The sequence below is a fragment of the Halorubrum xinjiangense genome (assembly GCF_900102375.1).
Taxonomy (GTDB): domain Archaea; phylum Halobacteriota; class Halobacteria; order Halobacteriales; family Haloferacaceae; genus Halorubrum; species Halorubrum xinjiangense.
Map to the genome: position 1 here is coordinate 207,989 of NZ_FNBO01000004.1, position 21,113 is coordinate 229,101.

Genomic DNA, 21,113 nt, shown 5'->3' on the forward strand with positions numbered 1-21,113 from the left:
TTGCCCTCCCGCGTCGAACGCCGGGTATGACCACGCACGAGTTCGACGGGATCCGGCTGGAGAAGGTGCGCGAGCACGTCTGGGAGATCCCCCGCGAGGGCGACATGAACGTCCCCGCGCGGGTCCTCGCCAGCGAGTCGCTGCTCGAGGAGATCGGCGAGGACGACTCGCTCCAGCAGCTGAAGAACGCTACCCACCTGCCCGGAATGGTCGAGCCCGCGCTCTGTATGCCCGACGGCCATCAAGGATACGGCTTTCCCGTCGGCGGCGTCGGCGCGATCGACGCCCGAACCGGCTGTATTTCTCCCGGAGCGGTCGGCTACGACATCAACTGCTTGCCGGGCGACACCGATGTTCGACTCTCGTTCGGTCGTCGGGCCTCGCTCGAAACGCTTCGGGATCGATTCGAGGACGAGCGTGCGGCCGTCGCGACCGGTGAGGACCTGCTGGCGTCGGAGATTCAGCTGTTCACCGAATCCGGAGCGAAACCGGTTCACGAACTCGAAACTTCGACCGGTCGGCGAATCGAGGCGACCGCTGACCACCGATTCGAGACTCCAGACGAGATGGTTACCGTCGATGACCTCGACGCAGGCGACGAGGTGTATGTCCACCCGTTCGAAGGCCTCGAACACGAATCCCCTGAGGACTTTACTGTCCTCTCAGCCGAAGATTTCGAAGACGCGAATCCGCAGATACGGCGAGTCCTTAAAAAACGGGGGCTGCTTCCGCTCCGCTCAACGGATGAGGCGTTCAATCGGCTGCTCAAAATCGTCGGCTTCCTCCTCGGCGACGGGTCCTACGGAGGAGAGGGCCAGACGTGGTTCTACGGATCACCAGAGGAACTGGAGGAGATCCGGGACGACGTTCGCGCCATCGGATTCAGGCCGTCGAAAATCTACGAACGCAACCGGTCACACGACATCGACGGGAACACCTTCGAGCGGACGGAGTACAGCTTCAAGACGACCTCCAAGACGCTGCGACGCGTGTTCGTCGAACTAGGAGTCCCGGAGGGACCGAAAGTATCGTCGGGATTCACGACGCCAGACTATCTCGGTCAGCTCCCTGACTGGCAGCAGGCGCTCTTCTACTCGGCGTATTTCGGCGCCGAAATGAACGCGCCGGCGGCACAGCACGACAAGAACCTCTACTGCCCGAAGGTTTCACAGACGCGAACCTTGGATACCGAAGCAGCGGGGAGGGAATTTTTCGAGGATATGGCCGCATTCCTCGATCGGGTTGGTATCCGGACCAACGACATCGAATCATTTGAGACGGATACGAACAGTTCGGCTTCGACAGTCCGGCTCCGGTTGGGCGTCAAAAACGACTCCGAGAATTTGATTCGGTTCTTCGGTCGCGTCGGCTATCGGTACCATCCCGAAAAGCAGCGCGGCGCGATGGAAGCCGTCCAGTATCTCCGGACCAAAGAGCGGGAAATCGAGCGGCGAGAATCGATCGCTTCCGAGGCGAAGGCGCTCGCAGACGGAGGCTGTGACGTTTCTGACATCGTGGACCGGTTCGATATCAACGATCGGTTCGTCGAACGGAGCGTCTGGAGCGGGCGCGAGGGCCGCCCACGTCCCGGTGATGAGTTCCCCGGATTCGAAGAGTATCGTTCCGAACTCGACGTCCGACCGGACGGTGCCGTCGCCGTCGAAGTAGAGGGTATCCGGGAGGCGGGGTCGAAACCCGTGTACGACCTCGGCGTGACACACGACGCCCACACGTTCCTCGCGAATGGATTCGTCGTTTCGAACTGCGGCGTACGAATGGTGAAAACTAATCTCACCTACGACGACGTGCGCGGCCGCGAGGCGGAGCTGGTCGACGCGCTGTTCGAGGCGATCCCGTCCGGGCTCGGCGGCGGCGGCGTGATAAATGGCGACGCCGACGCGATCGAGGGCGCCCTCGAACGCGGCGTCGAGTGGGCGGTCGAGGAGGGGTACGGGATCGAGAGCGACCTCGCGCGCTGCGAGGACGAGGGGCGCCGACCCGACGCGCGCCCGGAGTACGTCTCCCAGAAGGCGATGGACCGCGGGCGCAACCAGATGGGGTCGCTCGGCTCCGGAAACCACTTCCTCGAGGTCCAGCGCGTCACCGACGTGTTCCGGGAGGACGTCGCCGAGGCGTACGGGCTCGAAGAAGACGGGATCGTCGTCCTGATCCACTGCGGGAGCCGCGGGCTCGGCCACCAGACGTGTAACGACTACCTCCGCCGGATCGAGCAGGAGCACGGCGACCTGCTCGACGAACTGCCGGACAAGGAGCTCGCGGCCGCGCCCGCCGGCTCAGAACTGGCCGACGAGTACTACGGCGCGATGGGCGCGTGCATCAACTTCGCGTGGGTGAACCGGCAGCTGATCACCCATCAGGCGCGCGAGACGTTCGGCGAGGTGTTCGACGCCGATCCGATCCAGGACCTCGGGATGGAGCTTTTGTACGACGTGGCGCACAACATCGCGAAGAAGGAGACCCACGAGGTCGGCGTCGACGCCGACGGCCTGCCCGCCGTCGGCGACGAGGCGGTCGACCGCGCGGAGCGCGAGCTGTACGTCCACCGAAAGGGCGCGACGCGGGCGTTCCCCGCCGGCAACGCGGACGTGCCCGAGACCTACCGCGACGTCGGTCAGCCGGTCATCATTCCCGGCAGCATGGGCGCGGGGTCGTACGTCCTCCGCGGCGGCGACGAGTCGATGTCGGTGTCGTTCGGCTCGACCGCCCACGGCGCCGGCCGACTGATGAGCCGGACGCGGGCGAAACAGGAGTTCTGGGGCGGCGACGTCCAAGACGACCTCGAGGACGGCCAGCAGATCTACGTGAAGGCCCAGTCCGGCGCCACCATCGCGGAGGAGGCGCCCGGCGTCTACAAGGACATCGACGAGGTGATCCGCGTCAGCGACGAGCTGGGGATCGGCGACAAGGTCGCCCGCACCTTCCCTGTTTGTAACATCAAGGGGTAGCGTCTCGTCGCCGAGCCGGCTCTCCTCCCCGACGCTTATCACCGGAAGCGCGGCCACTCCCGTCGAGATGTGGGACCGCTCGCGGGACGGCGACGCGCAGGAAGATCCAACCAGACGAACGGTTCTCGGCGGGACCGCCGCCGTCGCGGTCGGCGGGCTGACCGGCCTCGGCGCCCTCGCCGCGTCGAGCGAGCCGGCGGCTGCGGTCGAGGGCGACCCCGCGGCCTTCGAGGCGGGTGACGCTCCGACGGTCACGAGCAACGACGGTCGGATCGAATCGGTGTACCTCTCGCCCGCCCTCGAAGTGTCGTGGACCGACTTCTCCGAGGGCGTCGAGCGCGTGACGCTCTCGCTCGCCGTGGGGAGCGACGCCGGCGTCGACGAGGTGTATCGAGAGGCCCTGACCGCCGCGGACCCGGCCGCGACCCCCGGGGACGTCGCGTCGGTCGGGGCGCCGAGCGGCGACCGGTCGGGGGCCGTGTCGGACGCGCCGCCCGACTTCGACGCGGTCGACGGCGCGCTCGCCGCGCGGTTCGAGCGCGCGGACGCGACCGCCCGCGGCGACGCCGTGACGAGCGAGACGCTCTCCGCGACCGACCTTCCTGGCGGCGAGACGAGGACGACGACGCTCGACGTGGTGTTTCGCGCGGACGTCGCCGGCGGTAGCGACGAGGCGACCGTCGTCCGCACGACGACCGTCGACCTGACGGTCGAGAACCCCGCTGGGGACGCGACCGCAGGCGGGTCGGTCGGGATCGACACCGCATGATGCGGCGCCGAGGCGGTGCCGCGGCGTTAGCACTCCGCTCTCACCGTCAGCGCTCCCGCTTCGCCTCCCGACCGAGGTGGTCCTCGACGGCGTCGACCTTCTCGGCGGCGGTCCCGTCGCTCGTCCGCTTGTCGTCGATCTTGAGGACCGTCGAGACGCGGTCGCCGTCGACCGCGTCGTGGGCGGCCGCCGCGGCCGCGAACAGCGTCTCGGCGTCGTCGGCCTCGATGACGGTGCCCATCGGGTTCGTCTCGTAGCTCACGTCGAACTCGTCGAGCGCGGCGACGGCCTTCGCCACCTCCTCGGCCATGCTCCCCTCGATCACCGGGGCGACGCTCAACATCGCGATGGCTGTCATACCTGAGCGTGCGCTGCGAGCTCACTTAAGGGGTCGCAGGGGGGTAGCCGCGCGCGAGAGAGCGGAGCCGAGCGACGCTATTCGAGCGCGTCGCGCAGGAAGGAGAGCTGGTGACCGATCGCGCCCTCGAAGTCCGCGCCCAGCACCGAGAAGTGGTCCGCGGGCATGGTGACGACTGTCCCGCGCGAGAGGCGCTCGCCGGCGTCGACGACGGACTCGGCGTCGACAATGGCGTCGTCGGTGCCGGCCAGAAGCAGCGTCGGAGCGTCGATTTTGTCGAGCTGTGTCACGGGCCGATAGCCGACCAGGCCGAGCAGGGAGCGCGCCGGCGTCTCGTTGCGCCACGCCGACTCGCGGTCGACGAGGTCGATGTACTTCCGCTTCGTCCCCGGCTCCGTGATCGCCGCGCACTCCTCCGTCCCGCCGACGATGGGGACCGTGCGGCCGCGACCGATCCGGTGACCGAGCAGGTCGCGGAGGCCCGCGGCGCCGGAGCGGAGGAGGTACCGGCCGCCGCGCCGCAGGGAGACGGCGCGCCCGTCGAGCAACGGCACGAGCCCCACGACCGCGTCGACGTCGCGGCGCTCAGCGGCGAGCGTCAGGACGTGCCCGGCCGACAGCGACGCGCCCCAGAGCACGAGGTCGTCGCCGACGTCGTCGACGCGGTCCGCGCGGTCGATGGCGCCCTCGTACGCCGCGCGCTGGCGGGCGAGGTCGACCGCCTGCGAGTCGCCGTCGGAGGCACCGAACTCCGGGTGGTCGAAGAGGAGGGCGGCGTAGCCCGCGTCCGCGAACCGCTCCGCGACGGCGGGGTAGCCGAAGCTCCGCTCCGCGCCGAGCCCGGGGGCCATCACGACGACCGGGGGGTTGTCCGCGTCGCCGCCGGGCAGGTACAGCGTCCCGCGGCAGGTCGCGCCGTCGACGTCGAACGCGACCGCGCGGGTGGCGAACCGCTCGCGGGCCGGGCGCGCGAGCCGACGCTGCGCGCGGTTGACCGGCTTGCGGCGGGTCACCGGTCGGCCTCCGCGTCGGTTTCGGTGGCGTCCGCCGCTTCGGATCCGTCGTCGAGTTCGTCTCCACCCTCGGTCTCGTGGCTGACCGTCTCCAGCACGCGGCTCGAGAACTCCGTCTCGGAGATCTCGTAGCGCATGAGCGCCTCGAACCACTCGCCCTCGGCGCGCCACGTGCCGAGGACGTCGCCGGGGGAGCGCACGACCGTACCCTCAACGCGGACTGGGTCCCACTCGTCGGCCTCCGCGCGGTCGATGAGCGCGTTGAGCGCGCGCCCGATCTCGCCGCGGTGGATCTCGCGGCCGGGGAACGCGGTCATGTACGTCAGCTCCAGCGGCTCGCCCCCGTCGATCGACTCGACGCTGACGCCGTAGCTCCTGAGTTCCGGCTCCAGATCGGCCGTCCGCTCGTCGCCGGTCATACCCGATCCGTCGGCGGGGCGGGATAAATCGGTACCGGCACGCGACGGCGTCGCCACTGGCGAGAAGTGGTCAGTCAGAAGCCGCGGACGGGGGGCGACCGCCGAAGGGCGGTCGCGGTAGGTTGTCAGAGGCACACGATTGTCCCGCGCGGCCGGTCGACAATAATTCGTGGAGTGATATAAACGCTCGGGCCCGGGTATCATTTATGCGGCTCCCGCTCCTGTGTCGAGTCACATGCTTACCGCGGCCGCGACGGCGCTGACCCGAACCGACGACACGGCCGGCGTCGTCCTCGTCGGCGGGTCCGTGACCCTGTTGGGGTGGGTCCTCACGCCGCTGTGGATCCTCGGCGTCCTCTTCGTCAGTCCGGCGGTCGCCGTCGCGGCCCCCGTCGCGCTCGCGCCCTCGCTCGTCGCGCGCGGCTACTTCGTCCGAGTGACGCGGAGCGCGATCCAGCCCAGCGACCCCGCCGGCGCACCGTCGCTTGTCGCCTGGGGGGAGCTGGTCAGGGACGGCCTCAAGTCGGCGCTGCTGTCGGCGGCGCTGCTCGCGCCGCTGGCGGGGGGCCTCGCGGTCGGCAGCGGCGCGGTCGCCGCGCTCGTCGCCGGTCCCGTCGATCCGGCGTCGACCGCGACCGCCGTCGAGTCGGCGCTGGGTCCGAACGGCCCGATCGCCGTCGCCGCGGTCGCCGCCGGCCTCGTCGCCGCGCTCGTCGGCGCGTACCTCCTCGCGTTCGCGTACGTCCGCCCCGCCGCGCTCGTCGCGTTCGCCGCGTCCGGGCGGCTCAGAGACGGACTGAATCCGCGGACGGTGGCCGACGTCGCCGCGACGGGCCCGTACGCGACCGGGTGGACGCTCGCGGTCGGGGCGCTCGCGGTCGGGTACGCCGTCGCGGCGCCGACAGCCCCGCTCGTGGTCGGCGTCGCGGTCGCCTTCCTCGCCCGCGTCGTCGCGCACGGGCTCTACGGGCGGGGCGCGGCGGGCGCGCTGCGAGAGGGTTCGACGCGGATCGCCGAGACGCGGACACCGGTCCGGACGGCTGGCGATTCCGCTCGCTCCGCGGACCGAACGGCTCGCCGCGCGGGCGCGACTCGCGGGGCAGACGCGACCGGTGGCGCCGGTGCGGCTCGGGAGGTCGGTCGCGCGCGCGCCGGCGTACCGACCCCCGTCGTGTCGGGCGACGGCGGGCGACCGCTGCGGAGCGAGCCGCCGGCCCCGGTTCAGGTCGGCCGCGGCGTTTCGGTCGACGACCGGGGCGACGCCGTCGAGGGGGGCGAGCGCAAGGGCGGAGGCGAGAGCGATCCGGCCGACGCGAGCGATCTAGCCGACACGAGCGATGCGGCTGACGCGACCGACGCGGCCGGCGACCCGACCGGCGGCTTCGAGTGGGGGCCGTCGCTCGCCGACGCGGAAGACAAGGGTTGATACGGCCGCGAGCGAACGCTCGGGCATGCGAATCTCCGAGCGGGGGTACGGCGAGGAGGGCCGGGAACGGCTCACGCTGGTCCCCGAGAACGTCGACGACCTCTGGCACCTCGCGCACGTCCTCGAGCCCGGGGACCTCGTCGAGGGCGACACCACCCGGCGGATCCAGCGGAACGACGACCAGATGCGGGACACCGGCGGGCAGCGCGAGCACATCTTCGTCACGCTGGAGGTCGAGGACGTCGAGTTCGCGCGGTTCGCCAACCGCCTCCGCGTCTCCGGGGTCATCGTCGGCTGCTCGCGGGAGGACCAGCTCAACGCTCACCACACGCTCAACGTCGAGGAGCACGACGAGATAACCGTCGAGAAGCACTTCAAGCCGGATCAGACGGAGCGGCTCGAAGAGGCGACCGAGGCCGCGGAGAACCCCGACGTGGCCATCGCGACCGTCGAGGAGGGCGCCGCCCACGTCCACACGGTCCAGCAGTACGGCACTGAGGAGTACGCCTCGTTCACGAAGCCGACCGGGAAAGGCGAGTTCTCGCGGCCGCGCGAGGAGCTGTTCGCCGAGCTGGGCGAGGCGCTCTCGCATCTCGACGCCGACGCCGTCATTCTGGCGGGGCCCGGGTTCACGAAGAACGACGCGCGCGACTACATCGACGAGGAGTACCGGGACCTCTCGGATCAGATCACCACCGTCGACACCTCCGCGGCGGGCGACCGCGGCGTCCACGAGGTGCTCAAGCGCGGCGCGGTCGACGAGGTGCAAAAGGAGACCCGCATCTCGAAGGAGGCGAACCTCATCGACGAGCTGACCGAGAACATCGCGACAGAGGAGAAGGCGACGTACGGCCCGGACGACACCGCCGAGGCCGCCGAGTTCGGCGCGGTCGAGACGCTGCTCGTCGTCGACGAGCGCCTCCGCACCGAGCGACAGGGCGACGGCGACTGGGACATCGACGTCAACGAGGTGATCGAGTCGGTCGAGCGGCAGGGCGGCGACGTGGTCGTCTTCTCCTCGGAGTTCGCCCCAGGCGAGCAGCTCGCCAACCTCGGCGGCATCGCCGCGATCTTACGCTACCGGCTCCAGTGAGCGGCTGACAGTCAAAATTCGATGGCGCGCGCCTCCGAGCGGCCGCCACCGGCGGCCGCGAGGAGCGCGTGCGAGGGAGTCGGTGGTCCGGAGCGAAGCGGAGGACCACCGACGAGGCTGGGGAGGTGTGAGGTGCTGTGCGGGGCGGGACTCGAAGGGGCAGACGGGAGGACGAAGCACGACGACGTAAGCACCGCAAGGAGCGAACGGAGTGAGCGACTGAGGAGCACAGCGAGTCGCGCGAGTCCTCCCGTCTGGGGCTTCGATGGTCATGTTCAACTCAGTGACCGCGTATCGTCAGGAGGCTGGGGCTTCGGCAGGCCCGGCCCACGGGCCGTCCGCAACGAAAGCAGTCATGTATAGCGGCCGTGACCTTATCAGAGCGCGTCGCCAACCTCTCATCGATGGCGGACCGATCCGGCGGTGACGAGACCGTCTCGGCGACCCCCGATCGCGAATGCGCCGACGACATCGACGGCGATCCGACCCCGGACGACGCCGACCCGCTCCCCGACGAGCTCGACGACGCGGGCGTCGACGACGAGGTGAAGCGCCGGCTCCGCGAGGCGTACCTCAACGACGAGGAGAACGCGCTGATCGTCACCCGGGTGCGCTCCGTCGGCGACCGCGTCGCCGTCGAGATGCGCCCGCCGCACGGCGACGCCACCCACACCGAGCGGTTCGACGCGCCCCGCGACGGCTCGCTTCAGGAGTCGGAGGCGTTCCTCGACTTCTTGGAGGCCGCGGGCGTCTCGCCGCTTGACGTCGACGAACTCGTCGGCGCTCGCGTCCCCGCGACGTACGATCCGGAGACGGGGTGGCGGGTCGACGCGGCGTACCGCGGCGAGTCGGGATCGGCGGCCGAGAACCGGTTCGCGGCGGCCCGCGAGTGGCTGTGGACCTACCGGGCGTGGCTGCTCGCCGCGCTGCTCGTCGGCGGCGAGTTGGCGTTCGTCGCCGTGATCATTCTGGTGTACGGCTGACCCTTGGAGGCGTCCGTCGGGCCGGGTCCAAGACGGTCCGGAACAGGAGCGACGCGAGAACCGACTACTTCCCCCAGAACGGGTCCCGCTTGCGTCGCGTGTCGAGGTAGCCCTGAAGCGCCTCGCGCTCGTCGGCGGTGATCTCCTCTTTTAACTCCTGCTCTAAGATCTTCGCGTGCTTCTCGGGCACTTCGGTCCAGAGCGTGTCGCCCTCCTCGATGTCGCGGCCGACGGTCGGCCCGTCGATGGCGATGCTGACGCGCTCGCCGGACCGCGCCTCGTCGACGTCGTCGCCCTGCTTTTGAATGCCGGAGAGGCCGCCGACGCGCTCGAACTCGTTGCCCTCGAAGTAGCCGACGTTGCGGTTGTTCTGGAGCGTGCCGGAGATTATTTCGACGCCGACGACCGCGGGGTCGTTCTGCCGGAACGTGTGGTCGGGGAGGATGCGGAAGCGGGCCGGGCGCACCACCTTGTCTAACACCGTCTCCTGTTGCGCGCGCTGCTTCTCCTCGACGTAGCGCTCGTAGTCCTCGACCAGCTGGTAGATGACCTCGTTTTTGAACAGCTTCACGTCCGCGTTCTCTAAGTCCGGCTCCGCGTTCTGGAGGAGGTCGACGTTGAACCCGAGGATGGCCTTGTGTTCGTCCTGGTTCGCGGTCTCCGCGACGGCGATATCTCGCGGCGCGATGTCGCCGACCTCGGCGCGCAGGATGGGGACCTCGGCCTCGCGGAGGGCGTTCGCCATCGCCTCCAGCGAGCCGAGGGTGTCCGCCTTGACGACGACGCCGTTGTCGGCCGTCTCGACCTCGATCTCCGCGAGCTCCGCTTTCACCTCCTCGACGACCTCCGCCTCCGGGCGGTCGCGGACGACCCGAACGGGCGCGCCCGCCATCGCCTGATCGAGGTCGGGCGCGGCGATCTTCACGCCGGCCGCGGCGCCGATCTCGCCGACCTTCTCGAACTGCTTCTCCGTGCGGATCTCCGCGAGCGGCCGCGGGCGGAGCAGCGCGCGGATCTCGGTGACGATCGGCTCGTTCTGCCCGCCGACCACGATCGTGTCCCCGTTGCGGATCACGCCGTCGTAGACGACGGTGTCGACGGTGGCGCCGAACCCGCGCTCGTCTTTCACCTCGAGGACCGTCCCCTCGCCGGGCCCCGTGACGTCGATGGCCATCTCCTCTTTCATGAACCGCTGGGAGAGGCCCATCAGGACGGTGAGGAGGTCCGGGACGCCCTCGCCGGTGAGCGCCGACAGGGGGACGACGCCGATGTTCTTCTGGAAGTCCTGGACGCGCCAGTAGAGGTCGGCGGAGAAGCCGGCGTCCGACAGCTGGCCGATGATCTCGTAGAGGTTCTCGTCGAGCATCGACTTCGCCCGCTCGGACTGCGCCTCCATGCTCCGCTGGATCGGCTCGCCGTCCTGCGGGTTCCAGCCGGGCGTCGTGTCGACCTTGTTGGCCGCGACGACGAAGGGGGTTCCCGTCCGCCGGAGGATGTCTATCGCCTCCTCCGTCTGCGGCTGGAACCCGTCGTTGACGTCGACGACGAGCACCGCGATGTCGGCGAGCGCGCCGCCGCGGGCGCGCAGCGTCGAGAAGGAGTGGTGCCCCGGCGTGTCGATGAAAAGCAGGCCGGGGAGATCGAAGTCCGACGGGTCGATCAGCTCGCCCGCCATCCCGGAGATGGTGTCGAGCGGAATGTCCGTCGCCCCGATGTGTTGGGTGATCGCGCCGGCCTCGCCCTCGCTGACGGCGGAGCCGCGGATCGTGTCGAGCAGGCTCGTCTTGCCGTGGTCGACGTGGCCCAGCACGGCGACGATGGGCGTTCGCAGGGTGTCCGCGTGTGTGTGGTCGGTCATATGTGATCGCCCCGAGAAGGTTATACCGTCCGTTCCGCCGGGCGTCAGTTAAGCCTTTCAAAATGCCGCGACGAACCGGAACGTCGAGAGCGCGGCTGCGTCCGTCGCCCTCCGGTGACGAACGCGCGGCCGCGTCCGTCGCCCGTCCGACGCCCCGTGGCGTTTAATACCGTCGCCCGGGACCGTGGGGGTATGGTCGACATCCTCGCGGAGAACCTCTCCGGGAAGGCGGTGATGAGCTCCGACGGCACCGAACTCGGAGACCTGTACAACATCACGATGAACCTCGAGTCCGGGGAGCTGAACCACCTCCTCGTCAGCCCGCACGAGCAGCTCAGGGCCGAACGCGTCGACTTCGAGTTCGACGAGATGGGTCGGCTCCGAGTCCCGGTCGCGAACGTCCAGGCGGTGAAAGACTACATCGTCGTCGCCCGCTGATGCAAGTCCTCGACTCGTCCGCGTTCATCCACGAATACACGACAGACGACGACGTGGTCTCCATCCCGGCGGTCCACGACGAACTCACCGGCGAGGTGGCCCTCCGCTTCGACGCGATGGAGGGCTCTGGGATGACCGTCCACGTCCCCGCGCCGGAGGCGGTCGACCGGGTCCGCCGCGCCGCGAAGGGCTCGGGCGACGCCGCGGAGCTGTCCGACACCGACATCCGGCTGATCGCGACCGCCTTAGAGCTCCACGCGACGCTCGTCACCGACGACTACGCGATGCAGAACGTCGCCGAGCGGCTGGACCTCCCGGTCGAGGCCATCGCCCGCGACGGTATCTCCGAGGAGCGGGAGTGGCGCTTCCAGTGTGTCGGCTGTAACCGCACCTTCGACGAGAACAAGGAGCGCTGCCCGATCTGCGGGAGCGACCTCACGCGGAAGAACCCTGCCTGACCGCGTCCGCGACGCTTTCTGCGAAACGCGAACCCGCATGCTGGCGATTCGCACGCCACCGACCGATTGAACAGGCGCCCCGCAGACCCTTCGGCATGAACGCATTCGAGGAGCTGTCGCCGGGCGCGCTCCGGACCGGGCGGGCCGACGCGCTGGACGACGCGGTCGCGACCGCCCTGGCCGCCCACCCGCTCGACGGGGTCGAGACCGAGTACCCGCACTACCAGGGGACGGTGGAGGGACCGGAGGCGCCGCCGCGTCCCGCGGAGACCCACCCGGTCTTCTACGGCTGCTTCGACTGGCACTCGGCGGTCCACAGCCACTGGGCGCTCGTGCGGTCGCTGCGACTCGCCGCCGACCACCCGGACGAGGCTGAGATCGCGGCCGGAATCGACGAGCGGCTGACCCCGGGGAACGTCGCTCGCGAGGTCGACTACCTCGACGAGAACCCCGGCTTTGAGGAGCCGTACGGCTGGTCGTGGCTACTTCGTCTCGCCGCCGAGCTCGCCCTATGGGACGACCCGCGTGCCGACGCGTGGCGCGAGGCGCTCCGCCCGCTTGAAGACCGGGTCCGGCGCGGGACCCGCGAGTCGTTCCTCGACGTCGACCGCCCGCACCGCGTCGGCACCCACGGCAACACCGCGTTCGCGCTCGCCGGCGTCCTCGATTACGCGCGGATCGTCGGCGACGACGACCTCGAATCGGAGACGGAATCGACGGCGCACCGCCTTTACGCCGACGACACCGCCGCGGTCGTGGGCGCGGAGCCGGTCGGCTGGGACTTCCTCTCGCCCGCGCTCGTCGAGGCCGACCTCATGCGACGCGTCCTCGACCCCGACCCGTTCGCGGCGTGGCTCGACGAGTTCGTTCCCGACCTCACCGCGCCGCCCCACGACGCACTGCTCGCGCCCGTCGACGTCGAACCCGACGAGGGCGACGGGGCCGCGATACACCTGATCGGGCTGAACGTCTCCCGCGCGTGGTGTCTGGCCGGGCTGGCCGACGCGCTGGACGGCCGAGACGGATCGACGGCAACCCGGCTCCGTGACCCCCTCGACGCCGCCGCGCGCCGCCACGCCGAGGCGGGGGCCGCGGACGTGCTCACCGACGACTACGCGGGATCGCACTGGCTCTCGTCGTTCGCGCTGTACCTGCTGACGCGCAACGAGGGCGGGATCGCGCCGGACGCCGCTTAGTCGGCTCCCGACGAGTCCCGCGCGTCGCCGTCGATCTGACCGGCGGCGTCGCCGTCGGCCGAGCCGACCGGGTCGCCCTCCGCGATGCCGAGGGCGTCGTCGGAGAGGTCGCCGCGGTCGAGCCGTGGGACGCGATCGCGGAGCCGCGAGGCGGCGGCGCGGGCCTCCGCGAACTCCACCTCGGCGAGCGCGCGCACCAGCGCGATGGCCCGCTCCGCCCGGGCGCGCTGCCACGACTCCTCGCGCGACTCGTAAGTGCGGATCGCACGCAGGAAGTCGGCCTCGGAGAACTCCGGCCAGTACGGCGCACAGAAGTAGACGGCCGCCTCGTTGCCGTTCGCGTGCCACGGGAGGAAGTTCGAGGTCCGCTCGTCGCCGCCGGTGCGGACGATCAGGTCCACGTCGCGGATCGGCCGGTCGTACAGCCGCGACTCGACGGTCTCGACGTCGACGTCCTCCGGAGCCATCTTGCCCGCGTCGACGTCGCGGGCGATGGCGCGGGCGGCGTCGAGCAGCTCGGTCCGGCCGCCGTACGCCAGCGCGACGTTGAGCGTGAAGCGGTCGTTGCCGGCGGTGCGCCGCTCCGCGTAGTCGACCGCGTCGCGGACGCGCGGCGGGAGGCGGGGCACGTCGCCGATGGCCCGGACGCGCACGCCCTCCTCGTGGACGCGGTCGGCGTCGGCGAACTCGCGCAGCTTGTGCTCCAACAAGTCGAACAGGGGCTCTAACTCCTCGTCGGGGCGCTCGAAGTTCTCGGTGGAGAAGGCGTAAAGAGTGAGCTCCGAGACGCCGAGGTCGGCGCACCAGTCGAGGACGCGCTCGGTGGTGTCCGCGCCGGCGCGGTGGCCGTCGGGGGCGTCGCCGCCGCGCTCGCGAGCGTACCGCCGGTTCCCGTCCTGAATGACGGCGACGTGGTCGGGGACGTCGTCGATCTCGCGGCGGAGGTGTCGCCGGTACGCGCGCCCGACGAGGCCGCGAAGTCGCTGCCACATGGTCCGATATCACGCCCCCGAGCGGTATACCTTTATGGATCGATCCGGCGACCGGCGAACATGGAGGCCGCCTACGTCTTCCGCGTCGCCGTCCGGCTCGACCCGACGGACGCCGCCGTCGACCCCGACCGCTTCGAGACGACGATGGAACTCGCGGCGAGCGAGCCCGGGACCGACGGCTGGCTGTTCTTCCGCGACCGCCTGTGGCGCGGCGAGATCGGCGACGAGCCGGCGTTCCGGCGACTGGCGGCTGAGCGGCTGGGACTCGCGAGCGCGGCGGGCGTCGAGGTCGCCGCCGCCGACTTCCGGGAGCTGCGCACCGACGAGGCGTACCTCGACGCGCTGAAGGACGCGATCGCCGCGGACCTGAACCGCTTCAACGCCGACTCGGTCGACGAGGTCCTCCGCAAGTACCTCGGCTCGTCGGTCCACGTCCGGAACTGAGCGGGAGGCCTCGGAGCGGAGCGGAACCGGTCGACCGCCTCGCTCGAACCCGCAACGCACTTGCCCGCCCCCGGCGTACGGGACGATCCGTGACCGTCGCCGACTACGATTTCCACCTGTTTGACCTCGACGGGACCCTCGTCGACGCCGAGTGGGAGTACACCCGCGCGGTGTTCGACCGGGTCGGCGACCGGCTGGGCCGCGAGTTCTCGGACCGGGAGGCGCGCGTCCTCTGGCACGGGCTCGGCGGCTCTCGCGCCGAGACGCTCCGCGGGATGGGGGTCGACCCCGACGCGTTCTGGCCGGCGTTCCACGCCGTGGAGGACCCCGTCGCCCGCGCGGAGGCGACGTACCTCCACGACGACGCCGCCCGCCTGCTCGACCGTGTGCGCGAGGTCGGCGGGCCGACCGGGCTCGTCACCCACTGTCAGGAGTTCCTCGCCGAGCCGGTCCTCGACCGCGTCGACCTCGGCGGGCGCTTCGACGCGGTCGTCTGCTGTACCGACCAGACGGGGTGGAAGCCCGAGCCGGACCCGATCGAGGCCGCGATGGAATCGCTCGGCGTCGATCCGGGGCGACACCGCGGCTACTACGTCGGCGACGGCGAGAGCGACGTGGCGGCCGCCTGGAACGCCGGCCTCGACGCGGTCCACGTCGAGCGCGTCGGCCACGCCGAGCGCGGGCGGTGCGTCCTCGGCGACCGACGCGTGAGCCGCCTCGACGAACTCGTCGAGCCGAGCTGAGCGCCGGGCGGTGCCCCCTCTCCCGTCGTCGATCCGGCGACCGCTCTCAGGACCCCGAAGCGGCCCGGATTCGCTCTTTGCCGCACTTCGGGCAACGCTCGACGACCTCGTCGGGGTCGATCACCACCGCCCGCCGCTCGTACCGGTGCCGACAGACGAGTCGTTCGATCGTCGTCTTCATACGAGGAGGTACCCCCACCGCGAGGCAAGAAAGTTCCGTAACAAGTGTTTATACAAATATAATACACCAATCACTTGGGTATTTCTTCTTAATATAAACGAATATCTGATAAGTAGCCGAATATTTGATATATCTGATCGTATCTGATCGCATCTTCGGATTCACCGTCCGTCCGCGTCGGCGGGCCGCGACCGAAACGGTGGTGTGGCGGCGGCGAAAAACGGGCGTATGACGAAGTGGTTCCACAGCGGCCGGCGCCGCGACCTCTGCGCGCTGCTGTACGACCACGGCGAGCTGCGCGCGCAGTCGGCGAAGAGCCGGCTCGAGTCCCACTACGACGAGCGGATCGACCCGGGATCCTTCTACGGCACGCTCTCCGCGCTCGTCGAGGCCGGGTATCTCGACCGGCGGACCGAGGGCATCGCCGACGTGTACGCGCTCACCGACGCGGGCGAGACGGCGCTGCTCGACCACTACGCGTGGCTCGGCGAGCGGATCGAGGGAGGCGACGGAGCCTCGGACCTCAAGGATTAACAACTTCGCCGGCGTGAGTTAATACATGACTGTCGTTAGCGTCTCCATGCCGGAGGAGTTACTCGATCGGATCGACCACTTCGCGGACGAACACGGCTACACCGGCCGCAGCGAGGTCGTCCGCGAGGCGTCCCGGAACCTCCTCGGCGAGTTCGAGGACGCCAAGCTGGAGGACCGCGCCCTCATGGCCGTCGTGACGGTCCTTTTCAACTACGAGACGACGAACGTCGAAGAGCGGATGATGCGGCTTCGCCACGAGGACGAGGGGATCGTCGCCTCGAACTTCCACAGCCACGTCGGCTCGCAGTACTGTATGGAGCTGTTCGTGTTGGAGGGCGGCCTGGAAGAGATATCCTCGTTCGTGGGGAAGGTCCGCGCGACGAAGGACACGCTCACGGTCGATTACAGCGTTACGCCCGTCGACGAGTTCGGCGCCGGCGCGCTCGGCGAGGGACACGCGCACGCCGGACACGGGGGCGGCGAGTCCGGTGAGGGCGAGACGGAGGCGGACGGAACAGACGAGAGCGCGACCGCCGAGGACGACTAGGGCGGACCGAACGGAGCCGGCGTTCCCCTTCTCAGGCGGTCTCGGGGCGGACGGACTCGAGCGCCGCGTCGAAGTCCGCGTCGGTGACGCCGACCTCCTCGGCGTGGTCGTTGGCGGCCTCGCCGTGCTCGTCGGCGACGCGCTCGATGGCGCGCATCGCGGCCGCCCGCGTCAGCGAAGCAATCTCCGCGCCGGAGTACCCCTCCGTCTCGTCGGCGACGCGCTCGAGGTCGACGTCGTCGGTCAGCGGCTTCCCGCGGGTGTGGACCTCGAGGATCTTGCGGCGCGCCTCGCGGTCCGGCTCCGGCACCTCGACGTGCGTCTCTAAGCGCCCGGGCCGGAGCAGCGCCGGGTCGAGCGCGTCCCGCCGGTTCGTCGCCGCGAGGACGACGAGGTTCGGGTTGTCGCTGGCGCGGTCGAGCTCCGTCAGCAGCTGCGAGACGACGCGCTCGCTCACGCCGGAGCCGTCGCCGCCGGCCGCGTCGCGGTCGGTCGCGACCGCGTCGATCTCGTCGAAGAAGATGATTGCGGGCGCCGCCTGACGGGCGCGATCGAACAGCTCGCGGACCGCCTTCTCCGACTCCCCGACGTAGCGGTCGAGGAGTTCGGGACCGGCGACCTGGATGTAGTTGACGCCGCTCTCGCCGGCGATGGCGCGCGCGAGCAGCGTCTTCCCGGTCCCCGGCGGACCGTACAGCAGGACCCCTGTCGGGGGGTCGGCGCCAGCGGCGTCGAAGAGCGGGCCGTACGACAGCGGCCAGGTCACGGCGCGTTCGAGCTCCTCTTTGGCGTCATCTAAGCCGCCGACGTCGGCGAAGTCGGTGGTCGGCTGCTCGGCGACGTACTCGCGCATCGCGCTCGGCTCGACGTTGGCGTGGGCGGCCTCGAAGTCCGCTTTCCCGACCGTCACGTCGGTCAGCGCGCGCGAATCCGACTCACGGGCGCGCCGGAGCGCGGTCATCGCCGCCTCCTGCGCGAGCCCCTCGATGTCTGCGCCGACGAAGCCGTGCGTGCGGCCCGCGATCCGGTCTAAGTCCACGTCGTCCGCGAGCGGCATCCGGCGCGTGTGGACGTCGAGGATCTGCCGCCGGCCCGCCTCGCCGGGGACGCCGATCTCGATCTCGCGGTCGAACCGGCCGCCCCGTCGGAGGGCGGGGTCGATGGTGTCGACGCGGTTCGTCGCGCCGATCACGATCACGTCGCCGCGGGCGTCGAGCCCGTCCATCAGCGAGAGCAGCTGGCCGACGACGCGGTTCTCCACGTCCCCGCCGTCGTCGCGCTTGCCCGCGATCGAGTCGATCTCATCGAAGAAGATGATGGCGGGGGCGTCGTCGCTCGCGCGCTCGAACACCTCGCGGAGCCGCTCCTCCGACTCCCCTTTGTACTTCGACATGATCTCCGGGCCGTCGACGGTGATGAACGTCGCGTCGACCTCGTTGGCGACGGCGCGGGCGATGAGCGTCTTCCCGGTCCCCGGCGGCCCGTGGAGGAGGACGCCCTTCGGCGGGTCGATGCCGAGCCGAGTGAACACCTCCGGCTCGGAGAGCGGGAGCTCGATGGTCTCCCGTACGAGCTCCAACTCCTCGTCTAGCCCGCCGATGTCCTCGTAGGTCGCGCCCGCGGTGTGCTCGGCGGGCGGGGAGTCGCCGGCCTTCGGGCGGGCGTCGTCGCTGGCCGGGGCGCTCCGCGAGTCAGCGCCGGTCGCGGCCCCTCCGGCTCGGTCGCTTCCGGCGTCCGTCTGGGCGTCGGCGCGGTCGCTCGCGGCTCCGACGTCGCCCTCGTACTCGACCGACACGTCGGTCGAGGCAGTGATCCGGACGGTGCCCGCGGGCGCGGTCCGCGCGACGACGAACCGGAGGCCGCCCAGCCGCTCGACGTGGACGGCCTCGCCCTCGGTGACGGGGCGGTCGCGGAGCTCGCGGGAGAGCGCGCGTTCGACGACCTCGCGGCTCACGTCGACCTCGGCGAGGCGGCCGGGCGCGGCCACCGTCACGCGGTCGGCGTCGGAGACGTCGACGGGGGAGATAGTGACGGTGTCGCCGACCTTCACGCCGGCGTTCGCGCGGGTGTCGGCGTCGATGAGGACGGAGCCGTCGGGGGCGTCGGGGCCGCCCGGCCACACCTTCGCGACGGCGGTGCGCTCGCCGCGCACCTCGACCGTGTCGCCGCTGAGGAGGGCGAGCCGCTTGCGGGCCGACTCGGGGAGCCTGGCGATGCCCCGGCCCGCGTCCCGCTTCTCGGCGGCACGCACCGTGAGACGGAGCCCTGCGGTGTCGTTCATACCACCCGTTCTCGCCGGCGGCTCTTTATCCTTGTCCGGCGCCGTGGTGAGTCGGTTCCCGACCGTGAATGTGATCCAAAACGGCCGTGAGGGGTAACGGCGACTGCTTTTAAAAGCGGTTGCGGTGGCGCGTGCCTGCGAGGCCGCTCCGCGGCCGAGCAGCACGCGCGAGGGACGCCGCGAACGCCCGCAGGGCGTGAGCGGCGAGGCTGGGGAGGCGTGAGGCTGCGGTGCTGTGCGGTGCGGGTGGGACTCAAAGGGGCAGCCGGGAGGGCGGCGCAGACGACGTAAGCACCGGAGTGAGGGAACGAACGGAGTGAGTGACCGAGCGAGGAGCGCAACGAGTGTGCGCCGCCCTCCCGGCTGGGGCTTTGGAGGTGTTAGGCGTCGATCCACATTCAGTCATTTATAAGCGAGCGGCTGGGGCTTTGGAGGTGTTCGCCGCCGCTCCGTCAGCACTCATTTATAAGTAAGCGGCTGGGGGTTTGGAGGTGTTTGCCGCCGCTCCGATAGCGCTTATTTATAAGTAAGCGGCTGGGGCTTTGGAAGCGGTTCCGGTAGCGTCGCCGATCGATTATAAACAGTCGACGACATCTCCCATATTCATTTATAAATAGCCGCCTCTCTGACCAAATCCACCACAGTCGCGCCAGTACCGACCGCAACCCCCTTCCCTCGGCCGCCCGGCCTGACGGGTATGCAACCGACGGGACACCTGCGGGGCGACGCGGTCCGCGTCGGCGGGGACGCCCGCCAGCGCTTCTACGACGCCCGGGGGTACGGGCGGCCGCTCGACGGGAACGAGATCGCGCTCTCGCGGGTCGAGGCCGCGCACCTGCTGTTCCGCGGCGACCTCTCGGGGATCGAACTGGGCGAGAGTTCAGATCCGGTCGGCTTCGAGCGCTTCTTCGTCGCGAGCGCGGCCGCGGCCGACCGGTTCGCGGTGCGCTTCCTCGTCTACTCGGACCTGCGCGACCGCGGCTTCTACCTCTCGCCCGCCCGCGAGCCGTGGCCCGGCGGGAGCGACGCCCCGAGCGACGCGGTCGACTTCGTCGCCTACGAGCGCGGCGAGACGCCCGACACGGGGAACGTGAAGTACCCGATCCAGGTCGTCGGCGAGCGGGAGTCCGTCGCGGCCGCGGACCTCGCGGGACGCACCCTCGCGGTCGTCGATGAGGAGTCCGACATCACCTACTTCGCGGCCGAGTCCGGCGGCATCGAGGGCGCGACCGACTACGAGCCGCCCGCCGGCCTGACCGGCGTGCTCCTCGCCGACCGCGTCGTCGTCTGGGACGCCCCCGAGGACCTCTACGAGCGCGGCTTCTACGGGCGCCCGCTCACCGGTCGCGCGGCCGACGTCGAGGGCGCGCTCCAGCTCTCCCTCGTCGAGGCCGCGTCGCTGGCCGCCGACGGCCGCCTGTCGCTGTCGGCGTCCGTCGGGGTTGGGGACGTGGACGGGAAGACTGGTGACGCCGCCGCCCGGATCGTCGCCCGCGGCCGCGACGTGGAGGGCGAGCGCTTCGACCGCCGGCTCGCCGTTTATAAGCGCCTCCGCGCGGCCGACGCGGTGCCGAAGACCGGCTTCAAGTTCGGCGCCGACTTCCGGACGTACCTCGACGTGGAGACGGTCGAGGACCTCCCGCACTCCGAACACCTCGTGCGCGTGGTGGGGCCGGACCACGAGTTCTCGCCCCGCGAGCTCTCGCTCGACGTGCGCCTCGCGGGCGGCGTCCGCAAGGAGATGGTCTTCGCGCTGACCGCGGTCGGGGGCGGGCGCCCCGATAACGACGGTGACGACGGCGACGCGCCCCCGAACGCCGACGTGGAGTGGCTCTCGGTGGATCGGCTGACCCCGTAGCTCACTCCGCGATCTCGAAGGGGACGACGTAGGTTCGGTCGTTCGCCCGGAGCGAGAAGACGTACTCGCCCGACCGGTGTAGTACCGCGTCGCGGCGGTCCGACGCGTCGGGCGCGGTCGGGTCGTGGCGGAGCTCCCACGTCTCCGTCTCGCCCGGAGCCAGCTCCCGCACGGTCAGGTTGTGGGTGCCCGCCGGGGCGTTCGCGGCCGTCTCCCACTCGGGGGCGTCCGCTCCCCGTGCCGCGGCGTTCCGGAAGACGGCCCACCGGTCCGGATTGACCGGCACCGTCCCGTTCCCCGCGTTCGTGGCGGTGATCCGAACCGTCTCGGCGTCCCGTTCGAGGGACAGCGAGAGGCCGCCCGCCCGCTCGTCCGGACACACCGGGTCGTCGACCCGCTCGCCGTCCGGTCCAATCGCGGGACAGTCCGGGGCGCCGCCCGACAGGCAGCCGGCGATGACGACGAGGCAACCGATAGCGACGAGCGCGAGCCGTGACATCACCCGCACGACGGCCCGCCGTTCAAAAAGGGGTGTCGGAGGCTACAACGAACCCTT

Annotated in this window: 21 protein-coding genes; 13 read left to right on the forward strand and 8 right to left on the reverse strand. The window is 70.4% G+C overall.

Annotation, left to right across the window (positions count from 1 at the left end; all coding sequences use genetic code 11):
* The first annotated feature begins 26 nt into the window (after positions 1 to 26).
* Positions 27 to 2,966 (forward strand): RtcB family protein, encoded by a 2,940-nt coding sequence (locus tag F3H13_RS06950; RefSeq protein ID WP_149798310.1) that lies wholly within the window; start codon positions 27 to 29, stop codon positions 2,964 to 2,966.
* A 67-nt stretch (positions 2,967 to 3,033) separates the two neighbouring features.
* Positions 3,034 to 3,735 (forward strand): hypothetical protein, encoded by a 702-nt coding sequence (locus F3H13_RS06955; RefSeq protein WP_149798311.1) that lies wholly within the window; start codon positions 3,034 to 3,036, stop codon positions 3,733 to 3,735.
* Positions 3,736 to 3,781: 46 nt separating this feature from the next.
* On the opposite strand, the gene F3H13_RS06960 is transcribed toward F3H13_RS06955, so the two are convergent.
* From F3H13_RS06960 to F3H13_RS06970, 3 genes are all read right to left on the reverse strand, one after another.
* Entirely contained in the window at positions 3,782 to 4,093 is a 312-nt protein-coding gene (locus tag F3H13_RS06960; RefSeq protein ID WP_149798312.1) for an MTH1187 family thiamine-binding protein, read from the reverse strand.
* A 77-nt stretch (positions 4,094 to 4,170) separates the two neighbouring features.
* The gene (locus F3H13_RS06965; RefSeq protein WP_149798313.1) at positions 4,171 to 5,106 is read right to left on the reverse strand and encodes an alpha/beta hydrolase; all 936 of its coding nucleotides are present in this window, start codon (positions 5,104 to 5,106) and stop codon (positions 4,171 to 4,173) included.
* Positions 5,103 to 5,525: a hypothetical protein gene (locus F3H13_RS06970; protein WP_149798314.1), complete on the reverse strand. Its 423-nt coding sequence runs from the start codon at positions 5,523 to 5,525 to the stop codon at positions 5,103 to 5,105. Before F3H13_RS06970 ends, F3H13_RS06965 begins: the two co-directional genes overlap by 4 nt.
* A 235-nt stretch (positions 5,526 to 5,760) precedes the next feature.
* Here F3H13_RS06970 and F3H13_RS06975 point away from each other — a divergent pair, with 235 nt between their 5' ends.
* From F3H13_RS06975 to F3H13_RS06985, 3 genes are all read left to right on the forward strand, one after another.
* Positions 5,761 to 6,951, forward strand: a complete 1,191-nt coding sequence (locus F3H13_RS06975) for a DUF4013 domain-containing protein (RefSeq protein WP_149798315.1) — start codon at positions 5,761 to 5,763, stop codon at positions 6,949 to 6,951.
* Positions 6,952 to 6,976: 25 nt separating this feature from the next.
* On the forward strand, positions 6,977 to 8,044 hold the full coding sequence (locus tag F3H13_RS06980; protein WP_149798316.1) for an mRNA surveillance protein pelota: 1,068 nt from the start codon (positions 6,977 to 6,979) through the stop codon (positions 8,042 to 8,044).
* Positions 8,045 to 8,448: 404 nt separating this feature from the next.
* Positions 8,449 to 9,027, forward strand: coding sequence for a hypothetical protein (locus F3H13_RS06985; RefSeq protein ID WP_149798317.1), 579 nt, complete (start codon positions 8,449 to 8,451; stop codon positions 9,025 to 9,027).
* 64 nt (positions 9,028 to 9,091) lie between these two features.
* Here the strand turns inward: F3H13_RS06985 and infB are convergent, their stop codons facing one another.
* Positions 9,092 to 10,885 (reverse strand): translation initiation factor IF-2, encoded by a 1,794-nt coding sequence (gene infB, locus F3H13_RS06990; RefSeq protein WP_149798318.1) that lies wholly within the window; start codon positions 10,883 to 10,885, stop codon positions 9,092 to 9,094.
* A 192-nt stretch (positions 10,886 to 11,077) separates the two neighbouring features.
* Here infB and F3H13_RS06995 point away from each other — a divergent pair, with 192 nt between their 5' ends.
* The 3 genes from F3H13_RS06995 (at position 11,078) to F3H13_RS07005 (ending at position 12,977) form a co-directional block, all read left to right on the forward strand.
* Entirely contained in the window at positions 11,078 to 11,323 is a 246-nt protein-coding gene (locus F3H13_RS06995) for a PRC-barrel domain-containing protein (protein ID WP_149798319.1), read from the forward strand.
* Complete coding sequence (locus F3H13_RS07000; RefSeq protein WP_007345155.1) at positions 11,323 to 11,781, forward strand: NOB1 family endonuclease; 459 nt, start codon at positions 11,323 to 11,325, stop codon at positions 11,779 to 11,781. The genes F3H13_RS06995 and F3H13_RS07000 overlap by 1 nt, the downstream gene beginning before the upstream one ends.
* Positions 11,782 to 11,876: 95 nt before the next feature.
* Positions 11,877 to 12,977, forward strand: coding sequence for a DUF2891 domain-containing protein (locus F3H13_RS07005; protein WP_149798320.1), 1,101 nt, complete (start codon positions 11,877 to 11,879; stop codon positions 12,975 to 12,977).
* On the opposite strand, the gene uppS is transcribed toward F3H13_RS07005, so the two are convergent.
* Positions 12,974 to 13,969, reverse strand: coding sequence for a polyprenyl diphosphate synthase (gene uppS / locus F3H13_RS07010; RefSeq protein ID WP_149798321.1), 996 nt, complete (start codon positions 13,967 to 13,969; stop codon positions 12,974 to 12,976). The genes F3H13_RS07005 and uppS overlap by 4 nt on opposite strands.
* 60 nt (positions 13,970 to 14,029) lie before the next feature.
* Between uppS and lwrS the strand changes: the two genes are divergently transcribed.
* The gene (gene lwrS / locus F3H13_RS07015; protein ID WP_149798322.1) at positions 14,030 to 14,413 is read left to right on the forward strand and encodes an LWR-salt protein; all 384 of its coding nucleotides are present in this window, start codon (positions 14,030 to 14,032) and stop codon (positions 14,411 to 14,413) included.
* 89 nt (positions 14,414 to 14,502) lie between these two features.
* A complete protein-coding gene (locus F3H13_RS07020; RefSeq protein WP_149798323.1) occupies positions 14,503 to 15,156 on the forward strand; it encodes an HAD family hydrolase in 654 nt (217 codons plus the stop codon).
* 46 nt (positions 15,157 to 15,202) lie between these two features.
* Here F3H13_RS07020 and F3H13_RS16515 read toward each other — a convergent pair whose 3' ends face one another.
* The gene (locus tag F3H13_RS16515) at positions 15,203 to 15,337 is read right to left on the reverse strand and encodes a hypothetical protein (protein WP_262488592.1); all 135 of its coding nucleotides are present in this window, start codon (positions 15,335 to 15,337) and stop codon (positions 15,203 to 15,205) included.
* A gap of 228 nt (positions 15,338 to 15,565) precedes the next feature.
* Here F3H13_RS16515 and F3H13_RS07025 point away from each other — a divergent pair, with 228 nt between their 5' ends.
* Positions 15,566 to 15,871 carry a PadR family transcriptional regulator gene (locus F3H13_RS07025; RefSeq protein ID WP_149798324.1) on the forward strand — a complete coding sequence of 102 codons (306 nt, stop codon included), beginning with the start codon at positions 15,566 to 15,568 and terminating at the stop codon, positions 15,869 to 15,871.
* Between the two features lie 25 nt (positions 15,872 to 15,896).
* Positions 15,897 to 16,418, forward strand: a complete 522-nt coding sequence (locus F3H13_RS07030) for a CopG family ribbon-helix-helix protein (RefSeq protein WP_149798325.1) — start codon at positions 15,897 to 15,899, stop codon at positions 16,416 to 16,418.
* A 31-nt stretch (positions 16,419 to 16,449) separates the two neighbouring features.
* On the opposite strand, the gene F3H13_RS07035 is transcribed toward F3H13_RS07030, so the two are convergent.
* Positions 16,450 to 18,699: an AAA family ATPase gene (locus F3H13_RS07035; RefSeq protein ID WP_149798326.1), complete on the reverse strand. Its 2,250-nt coding sequence runs from the start codon at positions 18,697 to 18,699 to the stop codon at positions 16,450 to 16,452.
* 697 nt (positions 18,700 to 19,396) lie between these two features.
* Here F3H13_RS07035 and endA point away from each other — a divergent pair.
* Positions 19,397 to 20,557, forward strand: a complete 1,161-nt coding sequence (gene endA, locus F3H13_RS07040; protein WP_149798327.1) for a tRNA-intron lyase — start codon at positions 19,397 to 19,399, stop codon at positions 20,555 to 20,557.
* Position 20,558: 1 nt separating this feature from the next.
* Here endA and F3H13_RS07045 read toward each other — a convergent pair whose 3' ends face one another.
* A complete protein-coding gene (locus F3H13_RS07045; RefSeq protein ID WP_149798328.1) occupies positions 20,559 to 21,056 on the reverse strand; it encodes a hypothetical protein in 498 nt (165 codons plus the stop codon).
* Positions 21,057 to 21,113 lie beyond the last annotated feature (57 nt).

Excerpts from the sequence above, each read along its gene's own strand:
- F3H13_RS06950 (WP_149798310.1), top strand. The coding sequence starts at position 27 with ATGACCACGCACGAGTTCGACGGGATCCGGCTGGAGAAGGTGCGCGAG.
- F3H13_RS06955 (WP_149798311.1), top strand. The coding sequence starts at position 3,034 with ATGTGGGACCGCTCGCGGGACGGCGACGCGCAGGAAGATCCAACCAGA.
- F3H13_RS06960 (WP_149798312.1), bottom strand. The coding sequence starts at position 4,093 with ATGACAGCCATCGCGATGTTGAGCGTCGCCCCGGTGATCGAGGGGAGC.
- F3H13_RS06970 (WP_149798314.1), bottom strand. The coding sequence starts at position 5,525 with ATGACCGGCGACGAGCGGACGGCCGATCTGGAGCCGGAACTCAGGAGC.
- F3H13_RS06975 (WP_149798315.1), top strand. The coding sequence starts at position 5,761 with ATGCTTACCGCGGCCGCGACGGCGCTGACCCGAACCGACGACACGGCC.
- F3H13_RS06980 (WP_149798316.1), top strand. The coding sequence starts at position 6,977 with ATGCGAATCTCCGAGCGGGGGTACGGCGAGGAGGGCCGGGAACGGCTC.
- F3H13_RS06985 (WP_149798317.1), top strand. The coding sequence starts at position 8,449 with ATGGCGGACCGATCCGGCGGTGACGAGACCGTCTCGGCGACCCCCGAT.
- infB (WP_149798318.1), bottom strand. The coding sequence starts at position 10,885 with ATGACCGACCACACACACGCGGACACCCTGCGAACGCCCATCGTCGCC.
- F3H13_RS06995 (WP_149798319.1), top strand. The coding sequence starts at position 11,078 with ATGGTCGACATCCTCGCGGAGAACCTCTCCGGGAAGGCGGTGATGAGC.
- F3H13_RS07000 (WP_007345155.1), top strand. The coding sequence starts at position 11,323 with ATGCAAGTCCTCGACTCGTCCGCGTTCATCCACGAATACACGACAGAC.
- F3H13_RS07005 (WP_149798320.1), top strand. The coding sequence starts at position 11,877 with ATGAACGCATTCGAGGAGCTGTCGCCGGGCGCGCTCCGGACCGGGCGG.
- uppS (WP_149798321.1), bottom strand. The coding sequence starts at position 13,969 with ATGTGGCAGCGACTTCGCGGCCTCGTCGGGCGCGCGTACCGGCGACAC.
- lwrS (WP_149798322.1), top strand. The coding sequence starts at position 14,030 with ATGGAGGCCGCCTACGTCTTCCGCGTCGCCGTCCGGCTCGACCCGACG.
- F3H13_RS16515 (WP_262488592.1), bottom strand. The coding sequence starts at position 15,337 with ATGAAGACGACGATCGAACGACTCGTCTGTCGGCACCGGTACGAGCGG.
- F3H13_RS07025 (WP_149798324.1), top strand. The coding sequence starts at position 15,566 with ATGACGAAGTGGTTCCACAGCGGCCGGCGCCGCGACCTCTGCGCGCTG.
- F3H13_RS07030 (WP_149798325.1), top strand. The coding sequence starts at position 15,897 with ATGACTGTCGTTAGCGTCTCCATGCCGGAGGAGTTACTCGATCGGATC.
- F3H13_RS07035 (WP_149798326.1), bottom strand. The coding sequence starts at position 18,699 with ATGAACGACACCGCAGGGCTCCGTCTCACGGTGCGTGCCGCCGAGAAG.
- endA (WP_149798327.1), top strand. The coding sequence starts at position 19,397 with ATGCAACCGACGGGACACCTGCGGGGCGACGCGGTCCGCGTCGGCGGG.
- F3H13_RS07045 (WP_149798328.1), bottom strand. The coding sequence starts at position 21,056 with ATGTCACGGCTCGCGCTCGTCGCTATCGGTTGCCTCGTCGTCATCGCC.